9 protein-coding genes and 1 pseudogene are annotated in these 12,452 nt (G+C 38.9%); 7 read left to right on the top strand and 3 right to left on the bottom strand.

Annotated features, from left to right (window positions below; genetic code table 11):
- Together PARC_RS13340 and PARC_RS13335 are read right to left on the bottom strand one after the other, a co-directional pair.
- A pseudogene (locus tag PARC_RS13340) lies at positions 1–1,077 on the bottom strand (IS4 family transposase); the annotation flags it as partial.
- A 133-nt stretch (positions 1,078–1,210) separates the two neighbouring features.
- A complete protein-coding gene (locus PARC_RS13335) occupies positions 1,211–1,816 on the bottom strand; it encodes a TIGR04211 family SH3 domain-containing protein (RefSeq protein WP_010555502.1) in 606 nt (201 codons plus the stop codon).
- A gap of 294 nt (positions 1,817–2,110) precedes the next feature.
- On the opposite strand from PARC_RS13335, the gene PARC_RS13330 reads away from it, so the two are divergent.
- The 4 genes from PARC_RS13330 to PARC_RS13315 all read left to right on the top strand — a co-directional run bounded on the left by PARC_RS13330 (position 2,111) and on the right by PARC_RS13315 (position 7,415).
- Positions 2,111–3,634, top strand: a complete 1,524-nt coding sequence (locus PARC_RS13330; protein WP_010555503.1) for a CYTH and CHAD domain-containing protein — start codon at positions 2,111–2,113, stop codon at positions 3,632–3,634.
- Positions 3,635–4,300 carry an START domain-containing protein gene (locus tag PARC_RS13325; protein ID WP_010555504.1) on the top strand — a complete coding sequence of 222 codons (666 nt, stop codon included), beginning with the start codon at positions 3,635–3,637 and terminating at the stop codon, positions 4,298–4,300.
- An 87-nt stretch (positions 4,301–4,387) separates the two neighbouring features.
- Complete coding sequence (locus tag PARC_RS13320; protein WP_010555505.1) at positions 4,388–5,197, top strand: phosphate/phosphite/phosphonate ABC transporter substrate-binding protein; 810 nt, start codon at positions 4,388–4,390, stop codon at positions 5,195–5,197.
- On the top strand, positions 5,184–7,415 hold the full coding sequence (locus tag PARC_RS13315; protein WP_010555506.1) for an ATP-binding protein: 2,232 nt from the start codon (positions 5,184–5,186) through the stop codon (positions 7,413–7,415). The genes PARC_RS13320 and PARC_RS13315 overlap by 14 nt, the downstream gene beginning before the upstream one ends.
- A gap of 39 nt (positions 7,416–7,454) precedes the next feature.
- Here PARC_RS13315 and PARC_RS13310 read toward each other — a convergent pair whose 3' ends face one another.
- Positions 7,455–8,972, bottom strand: a complete 1,518-nt coding sequence (locus PARC_RS13310) for a S10 family peptidase (RefSeq protein ID WP_010555507.1) — start codon at positions 8,970–8,972, stop codon at positions 7,455–7,457.
- A gap of 365 nt (positions 8,973–9,337) precedes the next feature.
- Between PARC_RS13310 and PARC_RS13305 the strand changes: the two genes are divergently transcribed.
- From PARC_RS13305 to amtB, 3 genes are all read left to right on the top strand, one after another.
- Positions 9,338–10,561 carry a response regulator gene (locus tag PARC_RS13305; RefSeq protein ID WP_010555508.1) on the top strand — a complete coding sequence of 408 codons (1,224 nt, stop codon included), beginning with the start codon at positions 9,338–9,340 and terminating at the stop codon, positions 10,559–10,561.
- Positions 10,562–10,781: 220 nt separating this feature from the next.
- The gene (locus PARC_RS13300; protein ID WP_004587162.1) at positions 10,782–11,120 is read left to right on the top strand and encodes a P-II family nitrogen regulator; all 339 of its coding nucleotides are present in this window, start codon (positions 10,782–10,784) and stop codon (positions 11,118–11,120) included.
- A 9-nt stretch (positions 11,121–11,129) separates the two neighbouring features.
- Positions 11,130–12,359, top strand: coding sequence for an ammonium transporter AmtB (gene amtB / locus PARC_RS13295; protein WP_010555509.1), 1,230 nt, complete (start codon positions 11,130–11,132; stop codon positions 12,357–12,359).
- Positions 12,360–12,452: the final 93 nt, after the last annotated feature.

Below are 12,452 nucleotides of genomic sequence, written 5' to 3'. Positions count from 1 at the left end.
AACTCGAATTAAATTGTAGGCTAGCAATATACCCCATAGCTCTTGATTGACTCCATCTACAGTCTGACTACGCAAAAGAATACTATCCTCAAGCATCTGGTGTTTTATTTCTCCATAGCTATTTTCAATTTCCCAGCGCTCGAAATAGACATCAAGAATGGCCTGCGCACCAAAAGCCTGTTTATCATCCAAAGAGCACAGCAGACCTTTTATTTTTCCAGGCCCCATTGGCTCAGGATAAAGAACCAGTCTGGCCTGCCAGCACTCAGGAAGCGAAGGGTCTTGTTTTCTGGCATGCGCAGATACACTCATTTCTACTTTGAAGTCATGCTCAGAGTAAGATTCAATGACGGTGTATTGCGTGTTGCTTTTAATCGGGACCATCCAGTGCGACTGTGGGTGTTGCTTACGCCAATTAATCAGTAGCTCAGCGCTGAGATAACATCGGTCAAAAATAGTTAGACTGTTATCACTTACATGACTAAATAACTGCTTTGCGTAGTTCACCTCACCTTGATAACTGGGCCCGAAGGCAACGTGGTGTATCAACCGGCTACGCAAGGAGCTTAAGGCGCATAGGCGTACAATAGGATATTCTGTATGACGGTTTTTACTGTGCTTAATATAGTGAAAGTGCTCAGCAAGAGCAGGTGTATCAGGTGCACGAAATTGCGTTCCATCGACAGAAAATAACCGGAGTCCATACCACGTATCATCAGCATCTTCTTCTTGTGTCCAATGGGCCGCACATAGGTGAAATAAGGCTTGGAGGGGGTCGCTACTCAGGCGCTGTCTCGCTTGAGGAATAGCACTTGGAGCAACCGTATCGCCCAGGGTATCAGTGAGTGTTAAATCTAACTTCTCAACAACGTCACTAATAGAGCGGTCGCGAAAAAGACCCATTGCAATGATAAGCCAGACGACAAGCTCAGCAGGTAACTTACGTTTGCGAATACTTGCTTTATCGGTCTGCTCGAGCACATTAGAAATCCACTCAAGAGGGATATGTTTCTGAAATGTAGATAAATAGTCAGGAGTGGCGAATATATCTGTATCAAGTAACCAATGACTAAGCATAAAAATACCCTCATAATCAAAAGATGATAAGGGTATTGTGAAGCAACCAAAAGATCGGTCAACCGATCAAAAATACCTTAACTGATCGGTGTTAGCTATAAAGCGGCTTTTTTGTATTCAATAGAAAGGAGGGTTATGCCCAACCTTCATAGCGTTTACGACGTGACAACACTATTGTTAATATAATACCTAAAAACAGGCCTAAAAACGCAATAGCACCACCGTAAGTAAGTAGCTGACGTTTCTCTTTTGAGCTAGCAGCTTCTTTTTGGGTGCGCTCTTGCTCTAGCGTTGTTTTAAGCTTAGTAATTTGGGCCGATAACTGCAGGTTTTGATCAGTTAAAGTTTGGTTTTGCTCTTGTAGCTGCGGAAGTTCTATTTGAGCTTGGCGCAGATTTTCTTGCATAGTACTCATTTCGTTACTAAGTGTTTTGTACTGCTGATGTAAGCCTGCCGTTTTGGTAACAAACTTAGTTTCTATCCAACCTTCGCGGTCTTTATCATCTTTAATTTTTATAAAGCCGTTTTCTTCAGCAGATAACAAGGTTAACTTTGTTCCAGCATCTACAGAGCCGAGTAGTCGATAATTCTTACTCGCACCAGAGCGCATAAAAGTATATAAATTATCGATAATATAAGCGGTGTTTGCATTAGTTGAATTTGCAGGTTTTGCTTCTTCTGCATAACTCATAAATGTGGTGGCTGTTAAAAGTAGCCCTAATAAACAATGTTTTAGCATTTATCTACCTTGTTGATCTAACTGCGTCCGTTATGAACGTGATTTTCATTTCACATAAGTAGCTAGATAGTATGGATTAAATAGCTCAATAGCAAGACTGATATTGTAACCCTGTAGCAGTTACCTAGCCCACTAGGTTACAAATCTCGCCCCGCGATTAATTTGCCTCTAGATAGAACAAATTTTAATCCACAAAGGTCAACAGGCACTAAAATAAGGCTAAAAAATTTGCATTGTTAGTGTGCTTTGTTTATTTTGAGCACTTATTTATTTTAAAGGTAATCCGCAAACCGAATGGATACTGAGATAGAACTGAAATTTTTGGTATCAGATGCCGTTATTCCACTGATCCCCTCGTTAATTACTCAATTTGCAAAAACGGTGAAGAATAAACCGTCACGCAGCTTACAAAATGCATACTACGACACGCCAAGCCGAGAGCTTAGAGCGCTTGACATAGGCTTCAGAACTCGCTGTTCTGACAGCGAATGCGAGCAAACTATAAAGCTTGCAGGTGAAGTTGTAGGTGGTTTACACCAACGTCCAGAGTACAATTTACCAATTGAATCAAGTCGCCCTAATTTAATGGCGTTTGATGCTGATATTTGGCCTCATGGCATGCAAATAAGCGCAATCTCAAAAAACTTGTATCCAATATTTAGTACTAACTTTATTCGTCGTACTTGGTTAATTGAAACCGAAAGTGGCGCTAAAATTGAAGTTGTACTCGATAAAGGTGAAATTGCGGCTTCGGGTAAAATTGAAATTATTAGCGAGCTTGAAATTGAGCTTGTTGAGGGCAGTCGTAATGAGTTGTTTGCGTTTGCAGATGTACTGGTTAGCCAGAACTGTATCCGTTTAGGATTATACTCTAAGGCCGCGCGTGGTTATCGCCTTGCAGATGAAAAACCTTTAACACCAAGCAAATCTATTGGTTTTGTTCAATTACCAAAGTCGACTACCCAAGAGCGTGCTTTAGTTGAAGCCATGAACTTTGGCATTCGCTTTGTGCAAAAGCATGAGCAATGCTATTTCGATAAGCCAAGTTTAAAAACGCTTAAACGCGTAACTGACGGCATTAGCCTAATACGCCATACTTTTTGGCTGTACGACGATATAGTATCCAAAGAAAGTACAGAACATTTACGTACAGAGCTTAAATGGTTATTAAGCGAATTAGCGTGGGTAGAAAACGCGATTCAATTAAAAACGTACACGTCTAAACGCCATGCTTTTTATAAAAAAATTAATGCAGCTCCAGCACTTACTCAAGTCATTGGTGATTTAAAAGAGTTACAGCCAAGCATTAACGATATAAATGCACTGTTTCATAGCGCGCGTTATAATCGTTTATTACTGTCGTTAACTACGTGGTTAATTGATAAACAGTGGCGTAAAGATTGGGGGCAAATAGAGCTTCAAGCGGCTGAGCAAAACGTGTCTTCCATTGCGAGTAGGCTTTTTAATAAAGACTGGAAAAATCTGCACGAACTGCTCCCAAAAGAACAAACACTCGATGTCGCTTCGTATTTAAACCTGCGCACTCAACTTGAAAATAGTTTACTGAGCGGTAACTGCTTAGGATCGTTATTTGATAAAGAAGAACGCTTAGAGTTTAGATTGCCTTGGCTTGATATTTCTCATGGTATTTATGAGTTAAGCACGCTTGAGTATTTAAAGCAGTTATGTGCCGGGCAAGAAGACGAACAGCTTGCTAAAATCCAATCATGGCTTGAGCAAAAGTCTGAATATTTGGTGAGTGCGATGGAGCAAAGTCGCCTTGCTTCATTTGACATAGAACCTTACTGGCAAAAATAAATGATGCACTTTTGTAATAAAATTCAGTTGCAAAAGTGCTTATTCGTTATTCTTTTATCAGTTAGTTTTAACTCTTACGCTGAGCCAACATGGCATTTGTATAAAAACAAAAATGGCGTAAGTGTGTATTATCAAAGCCACAGTGATAATACCTTTGAAGTGAAAGCGCAGATGAGCGTGAAAGGTGTATCCACCAATGAGTTTTTAGAGTTACTTAGCGATACCGATGCCGCACCCCAATGGCTCGAAAATGTATCTCAGGTAAAGGTTATTCAGCACATAAGCCCATCAGAAAATTTAGTGTACAGTTATTTTAATTCTCCTTGGCCTGTTAGAGATAGAGATAGCATTACTCATTCTTGTTATTCACAGTTAACTGCAAATAAAAGCCAATTGCTTATTAATGCGCGCCCTAATGAGCTGCCCCAAAATGATGGTGTTATAAGAATTACTACTTTAAATGCTCGCTGGCTACTTAGTGAGGACAAAGGCCGCCTTGATATTGAATACCAAGTATATGCTTTGCCTGATGGGTCAATACCTACTTGGCTAAGCAATAAGGTCGGATTGAAAAGTACTTACAACACATTTATGAATTTGCACCAAATGCTCACACATAAAAAATACACACCAAAACTACCTGTAATCAAAGCCGGTCAGTGCTAAATATCGAATATATAATAATTTTATGGTGTGTTGAGTAGTCTTTAACTACGCTTAAACAATAATGACACGCTATTATTTGGAGAATTGATGAAGTATTTAGTGGCTATATTATGTTTTATGCACAGTTCACTCTTATTGGCTCAAGAATATACCTTTGGTGTAGTGCCGCAATATGAGCCGCAAAAGCTAAATGCTATTTGGCAACCTTTGTTAAAGCAAGTAAGTAAGCAAACAGGAGTAACAATAAAGCTAATTACAGTTGAGTCTATTCCTGTATTTGAAAAAGCCTTTGCTAATGGCGAGTACGACTTTGCATACATGAACCCATGGCACAGTGTTGTAGCATATGAAAAACAGGGGTATTTGCCACTAATAAAAGATGCAGGGCGAAAGCTGCAAGGTATTTTGCTCGTAAATAAAAATAGTGGTATTGATAATTTAAGCCAACTAGAGGGCGCCGAAATAGCATTCCCTGCACCTAATGCATTAGGTGCGTCATTATTAATGAGAGCCGACTTAGCGTTGTTGTATGGGCTAACAATAAAGCCTGTATATGTTCAAACCCACCCTTCGGTATATTTAAATGTAGCACTGCATTCAACAATGGCGGGCGGTGGTGTAATGGGCACCTTTAAACAACAACCAGAAAGCTTGCAAAATAAGCTTAAAATTCTTTATAAAACGCGTGAAATTAGTCGCCATCCAATTGTAGCCCACCCAAGGGTTGACCCTACAATACAGTTAAAAGTGCAACAAGCTATTTTAGATATTGGGCAAAGCGCAGAGCATAAACATTTGCTTGCAGGTATCCCAATTATTAAACCTAGTATTGCAACTTTAGCAGAGTATCAGCAGTTAACTCAGTGGGGCTTGCGCTCATTTTATGTTGAAAATTAGAGGGTTTCGTAGTTTAAGGGCGCAAAGCTTTATTGTTGTATTGCTTTGTGGCTTGCTTATGGCCTGTCTTTTTATGTTTTACGCATTACCTGAACAAGCGCGTTGGGTAAACGATGGGCTTTCAAAGGCTGCTCAGCGTTCTTTAGCGCAGTTATCGACTTCTATAACGACTCCGTTGTTAACTAGGCAGTATGCAGAGCTATATGAAGAAATAGACAGCCAACTCCAAACTCGCCCTAACTGGAAAAGTATTAAAATTGTTGGTGTGGATTCAAATAACCAATTATACCCGCTTGAAAACTGGGTTGGAGCAAATGAAAACGGCGACATGTTGTTATCTCAGCAGGTGGTGTTTTTAGATAAACCGCTGGCTAATATTAGCTTGGTTGTTAATTTTACGAATGAAATAAACGAATCTTCAAAACTTCATTACATCCTAATATATATACAATTTATTATTTTAGTTATCGTTTTTATAGGTTTAGCTTGGCTGGTGGATTACAGGGTTACATCGCCTTTGAGGACGTTAAAAGGGGGGTTTTCACGTTTAGCCAAAGGTGACTTTGACTGCCACATAGATAAACAACAACAAAACGAAGTAGGCAGTGTAATAAGTGCATTTAATAACATGGTTGATGAGGTTGCTAATAACCATCAAAAATTAAATGTATTACGAATTCAAGCTGAGTCAGCAAGTAAAGCAAAGTCAGATTTTATGGCCAGTATGAGCCACGAATTAAGAACCCCATTAAATGCAATTTTAGGCTTAGCCCAGCTGTATGGATATGATGAGAGTGCTAATAAAGTACAAAAAGAAAACGCGAAAAGCATTTATCAAGCTGGAGAACATTTACTATTACTTATAGACGATGTACTTGATTTAACGTCTATTGAGTCGGGTAATATGCAGTTTAGTTTTTCTTATGTGCCTATTAAAAGCATATTAGAGGAGTCAGTAGAGCTTGTCACTGAGCTTGTTAAAGGGCAATCAATAACACTGCATACCCAAGGTTTCGAGTCCTTAGAAGGGTTGAGTATTTATATTGATCAGCGCCGCTTTAAACAAGTGATGCTTAACTTGCTTTCAAATGCGATTAAATACAACAAACCAAATGGCAGCATTAATATAAATTGCCGCGTGTTAAGTAATAAACAATGCGAAATAGATGTAATAGACACCGGATGTGGATTTGCTCCTGATGATATTTCTCGCTTATTTAAACCTTTTGACCGTTTAGGAGCCGAAACCAGTAAAGTGAACGGTACGGGTATTGGTTTAGTGATAACTAAGCAGCTGGTAGAGCGTATGCAGGGTTCTTTAAGCGCGCAAAGTGAGCAGCACAAAGGTTCTTGTTTTACACTAAACTTTAACAGCTTTGATCAAACTGATTTGCCAGCACAAGTGCAATCTCCTCAAATAACACTTCAAAGTTTAGATACAGTAACACTCCCTACGCTTGAGGTTTTAGTAGCAGAGGATCAGGTTACAAATCAGCAAGTATTAAGGCAGCAATTAACCATGCTTGGAGTGTGTTCTACTTTTGTAAGTAATGGGGAACAAGCCTGGGAAACTCTGCAAAATAAACACTTCGATATTTTACTAACCGACATTCAAATGCCTTTACTCAATGGGTTAGGGTTAGCCAAAAAAATACGCGAAAACACTCATTTTGATAAACTTATTATAATTGCAATTACGGCCAACATTACCAAAAACAATATAGATAATTGTTATGATTGTGGAATGAACGGCTTTTTAACCAAGCCCATTGAGCTTGTTAAATTAAAGTCGTTATTGATGGAGCACTCACAAACAGTGGTCAACACGCGATCAGAAAAATCTGATGGTGAAAATATAGCTTCAGATAGTTTTGATCAACTAGATATCACGTTATTAAAAGCAATGCTTGGTGATGATCCTACTGTGCACTGCATGGTGTTTAATGCGTTTTTACAAACGGCAGGGGAGCAAATTAAATTAGCTAATGCGTATGCTAAGAGTAAAAATTATGTTGATTTGGCTTTTCAGGCCCATGCATTAAAATCGTCTTCAAAGTCTGTGGGGGCTATTGAGTTGGCAAATATATGCCAGCAGATAGAAACACAGGCAGAAAACGAAACAGTTAAAAATGAATATATACAGCAGCTTGAAGTATGCTTTAACGATGTAGTAACGCAACTTAAAAGCTATTGTTTACGATATGAAAAACGCATATAAAAAATGGCTCATAAAGAGCCATTTTATGTTTTAAATATTTTAGTATTTAGCCGCTTCCCCTTTCTTAGGTAAAGCGTCCTGTATAAAGTCACGTAAATCGTTATTAGAGCTTTCTAAGTCAGCGTGGCGAAGGTACATCATATGCCCACTTCTGTAGCCTTTAAAGCTCAAACGGTCTTTCATTTTACCGCTTGGGTCTAATTGCCATAACGTATATTTAGCGTCAAAGTAATTGGTTGCACCATCAAAGTATCCTGATTGAATCATCACGTTTAAGTAAGGGTTTTGCGCCATTGCTAAACGTAGATTTTCGCCCGTATTATTACCGGTTCTATCCCATGGGTGAACATTACCAAATAAATTATATTTTACATCTGTTTTATAGTTTAGCTCTTCACGTAAGTAGTGATTAATTGCAGGAGTGAAAGAGTGTAACCAAGAGGTAAGTTCAGCCCAGTAGTCTGGGGATTCACCCGCGCCTCGTTTATCTATTCCTAAATAACGAGAATCTAAGCGACCCACAGTTTGACCACGTTCACGTAGTAGCTCTTTCCAGAAAAATCGAGTTGGAATATCCAAGTTATTTTGTTCAACAAACTTTTCTGATAAGCCAGCGTAGTGTGCCATTTTTGTAATTATTCGACGTTTTTCTTCAGCATTAATAAAGCCACCCTTAGCAAGCGCTGGGATTAACTCGTTTACAGTAAATTCTTCAACTTCAGGTAATAACTCATCTAGATCTTTAGCTTGTAAATCGGCTTTAAGTGCTTTGTGATACCAAGCAGTCGCTGCAAAGTAAGGTAGGCGGTTAGCGGCTTTAATCGGGCCGTCGCGTTTAATACCAATATCAGTGGGTGATACGAGAACAACACCGTTTATGTACATCCATTGACTATTTTGAAGCTCATGAGCAAGACCCGATACACGTGTTGTACCGTAGCTTTCACCAATTAAAAATTTAGGCGATCGCCAGCGCTCAGCTCTATTTACAAAAGTATTTAACCACTCTGCAAGGTATTTAATATCGGCATTAACACCAAAAAATAGCTCTTTTTGTTTTGCTTTAGAAGGAAGTTCGCCTTTTTCGTTTTCAAGTACGCGAGAGTAGCCTGTATTTACAGGGTTTACGTAAACAATATCGGCAATATCAAGTACAGAATATGGGTTGTCTTTTACGCCATAAGGTTGAATTGGATAGCCTTCGTCATCAATTTTTAATACGCGAGGGCCAGTATAAGCAAGGTGCATCCATACAGAAGCCGAACCTGGCCCGCCATTAAACGAAATAAGTAATGGACGAGTTGTCCTGTCGTCAACTTTATCGCGTGTATAGTAGGTGTATTGCAATGTCGCAACCGCGTCTCCTTTATCATCCCATACAGGTTGTGTGCCTGTGGCAACGGTGTAATTAAAGCGTTGACCGTTGATTTTAGCTTTATGTTGAGTAACAACTTTGCTGTCTACATCAATACGACGTTGGTTATCGGCAAGCGTGCTTGTACTGATTATTAATGCAATAACGGTTATCGGTAAACTGATAATACGACTAAGCTTCATTAGGTGTCCTTATTATTGTTGATACACCATTAAAGACATTAATGAGTTAAATAACAAAAGTATTGAGACTAGTGGCCGATAATACTAGTTAAGTAAGGTATTAATGCGCTTAGAGACGCGTGCTAACCACTTTTATAGTTATTTGGGATTTGGTTTCTTTATTTAGTTAATCACAGAATTCAGGTATATTGCGGGCCTACTTGTATTGATTTTATATACAAGCTATCACCAAAAAAATCTAATGGATTACGCTTTCAAGCACATAAGTGCACTCTACACCGGATGTTTATGGCTAATGCTATTGCAGTAATAGCGTTGTATTTGTCGTTTTGTTACAAAATTAATTAAAGGTAAAGAGAAGCTTTATGCAAAGAGTATTAGTGGTTGAAGACAGTAAAGTCGTGCAGCAGGTGCTTCGCCACTTAACTGCACAATACCTTGATGTAGCAATTGATTTTGCTTGGTCTCTAGCAGAATGCGTAACCTATGTAGAAAAGCACGATTATACGCTTGCGTTAGTTGATCTAACTCTACCCGATGCTCCGCACGGTGAAGTTGCAAAATATACTTTATCTAAAAAAATTCCTACGGTTGTTTTAACCTCAAAAATAGATGAGTACAAGCGCCAACAAATGCTTGAATTGGGCGTAGTTGATTATGTTATTAAAGATAATCGCGATTCTTACCATTATGCCGTTAAGCTCGTTGCGCAATTACTCAGAAATCAAGGCTGTAAAGCACTAATAGCAGATGACTCATTACTAAGTCGCTCGTTAATGAAGCAAATGCTAGAAAAGCAATTGTTTGATGTAACAGATGCCCACGATGGACAACAAGCACTCGAAATATTAAAAGCTAATCCTGATATAAAGCTACTTATGACCGACTACGCTATGCCCTCTATGGATGGCTTTGAACTAGTCAAAGCGGTACGTAATTTTAGAGGCCGAGACGACTTAGCAATTATTGGCTTGTCGGGCGCGGGAAAGCATGGCCTATCAGCACGGTTTATTAAATACGGTGCCAATGACTTTTTAACAAAGCCATTTATGAATGAAGAGTTTCATTGTCGAGTACTTCAAACAATGGAGCAACTGTCGTTAATTTCAGATATTAAAGAAAGCGCACATAGGGATCACTTAACAGGGCTTCATAACCGACGTTACTTTTATCAATATGCAGAAAAGCTCCTTAAAAGTAAAAACCAGAAAAATACTTTGGCATTGCTTGATATCGATTTTTTCAAAAACATTAACGATACATTAGGCCATGAAGGCGGCGATCAGGCTTTAAAGCAGGTTGGTTCATTAATACGATCTACGTTTTCAAAGTTTACGGTTGCACGGGTTGGCGGAGAAGAGTTTGCCATAATATTACCTGAAATAGAGCTAGAACGCGGTCGTGAATACTTTGAAGCATTTAGGAAAAAGATGGCTAGTTACGATTTTTCTATTAGCGATAAATCAATTAAAATTACCACGAGTATAGGCTTGGCTGACTTTCAAGACACTAGTCTAACGCAGGCTATGCGTGTTGCTGACAAAGCATTATACGAAGCTAAAAACCAAGGCAGAAACTGCGTGGTATAACCCTTCTTAAACAAAGCTAGGTACGTGATAAATATATAGAGATATAGCACGCACCAATGTAGCTGACTTGTTAAATTAACGCACCTAATTGGTGCGTTTTTTTTAATCTTGAGTTTGTGTTTGTTACTAAGTAGCTGTTTTTAATTGATATAAAATAGTGGCACAAAGGTTGGATTGTTTAACTCAATAAGATAACAATAAAGAGTCCGAGGGGGCCGCTATGAAAATGATTAGTGCAATCATAAAACCATTTAAATTAGACGACGTGCGTGAAGCACTCGCTGATTTAGGAATTGAGGGGATGACAGTAGTTGATGTTAAAGGTTTTGGACGTCAACGAGGTCATACTGAGTTATATCGTGGTGCAGAATACCAAGTAGATTTTATTCCTAAGATCAAACTTGAAATTGCAACTCGTACTGAAAATTGTCAACGCGTTGTTGAAGCAATCACTAAAATTGCATCAACAGGTAAAATTGGTGACGGTAAAATTTTCGTGTACGACTTGGATCAAATTGTTCGTATCCGTACTGGCGAACTTGACGAAGAAGCAATTTAAGGGGGTCTCATGGAAAATACAATAATAGAACTAAAGTTTTCACTCGATACCTTCTATTTTTTAATATCAGGTATATTAGTAATGTGGATGGCAGCAGGTTTTGCCATGCTAGAGGCGGGCTTAGTTCGCTCTAAAAACACAGCTGAAATTTTAACTAAAAATGTCGCGCTATATTCAATTGCATGTACGATGTTTTTATTAGTTGGCTACAACATTATGTATGTAGACAATGCCGAAGGTGGTTTTATTCCTTCAATAGGCGCTTTAATTGGTACACAAGCTGCCGATGCTGACCATTCTTTAGAATCTGACTTTTTCTTCCAAGTAGTATTTGTTGCAACCGCTATGTCGATTGTATCGGGTGCAGTTGCTGAGCGTATGAAACTGTGGGCTTTCCTAGGTTTTGCTGTAGTACTAACTGGTTTTATTTACCCTATTGAAGGTTACTGGACATGGGGTGGTGGTTTCTTATCTGAAATGGGCTTTGTTGATTTTGCAGGTTCTGCAATTGTGCATGGCGCAGGTGCAGCCGCTGCACTAGCTGGTGTATTAATCCTAGGTGCTCGTAAAGGTAAATATGGTAAGAACGGTGAAATATACCCAATTCCAGGTTCAAACTTACCACTTGCTACACTAGGTACATTTATTTTATGGATGGGTTGGTTTGGCTTTAACGGTGGTTCTCAATTACTACTTTCGGATAAAGAAAACGCAACTGCAGTAGGCCAAATATTACTTAACACCAATGCAGCAGCTGCAATGGGTGCTATTGCAGCACTGTTTGTATGTAAAGTACTTTGGGGTAAATCAGATTTAACAATGGTCTTAAATGGTGCATTAGCTGGCTTAGTTGTTATAACAGCAGACCCTCTATCTCCATCACCATTAATGGCATGTCTACTTGGTCTACTTGGTGGTGCACTTGTTATATTTAGTATCATAGCACTTGATAAAGTTAAGATTGACGATCCAGTGGGTGCTATCTCTGTTCATGGTACGTGTGGCGCATTAGGTATTATGTTAGTACCGCTAACCAATGGTGACGCAAGCTTTGTTAATCAGTTAACGGGTCTAGTATGTATTCTTGCCTTTGTATTTGTAGCATCATTTATTGTTTGGACTGTGCTTAACAAAACAATGGGTATACGAGTAACCGAAGAAGAAGAACTAAACGGTATGGATCAACACGATTGTGGTATTGAAGCCTACCCAGAGTTTGTTTCTGTTCGAAATAGCTAATAGTTTATTTAAATAATAGTGTGTTTACACAAAGCCCTACTTCGGTAGGGCTTTTTTTGTTTCAGGGAGGGTTAACTTTTCGGATGTTAGGAT

It is taken from the genome of Pseudoalteromonas arctica A 37-1-2 (assembly GCF_000238395.3).
In the GTDB taxonomy this organism is placed as follows: domain Bacteria; phylum Pseudomonadota; class Gammaproteobacteria; order Enterobacterales; family Alteromonadaceae; genus Pseudoalteromonas; species Pseudoalteromonas arctica.
Note: the sequence above shows the minus strand (reverse complement) of the source record. Positions and strands in the feature narration are given on the sequence as shown.

What these genes read in the sequence shown, in the direction of transcription:
- PARC_RS13315 (WP_010555506.1), top strand. Translation starts at nt 5,184, where the DNA reads ATGTTGAAAATTAGAGGGTTTCGTAGTTTAAGGGCGCAAAGCTTTATT.
- PARC_RS13330 (WP_010555503.1), top strand. Translation starts at nt 2,111, where the DNA reads ATGGATACTGAGATAGAACTGAAATTTTTGGTATCAGATGCCGTTATT.
- PARC_RS13300 (WP_004587162.1), top strand. Translation starts at nt 10,782, where the DNA reads ATGAAAATGATTAGTGCAATCATAAAACCATTTAAATTAGACGACGTG.
- PARC_RS13335 (WP_010555502.1), bottom strand. Translation starts at nt 1,816, where the DNA reads ATGCTAAAACATTGTTTATTAGGGCTACTTTTAACAGCCACCACATTT.
- PARC_RS13305 (WP_010555508.1), top strand. Translation starts at nt 9,338, where the DNA reads ATGCAAAGAGTATTAGTGGTTGAAGACAGTAAAGTCGTGCAGCAGGTG.
- PARC_RS13320 (WP_010555505.1), top strand. Translation starts at nt 4,388, where the DNA reads ATGAAGTATTTAGTGGCTATATTATGTTTTATGCACAGTTCACTCTTA.
- amtB (WP_010555509.1), top strand. Translation starts at nt 11,130, where the DNA reads ATGGAAAATACAATAATAGAACTAAAGTTTTCACTCGATACCTTCTAT.
- PARC_RS13325 (WP_010555504.1), top strand. Translation starts at nt 3,635, where the DNA reads ATGATGCACTTTTGTAATAAAATTCAGTTGCAAAAGTGCTTATTCGTT.
- PARC_RS13310 (WP_010555507.1), bottom strand. Translation starts at nt 8,972, where the DNA reads ATGAAGCTTAGTCGTATTATCAGTTTACCGATAACCGTTATTGCATTA.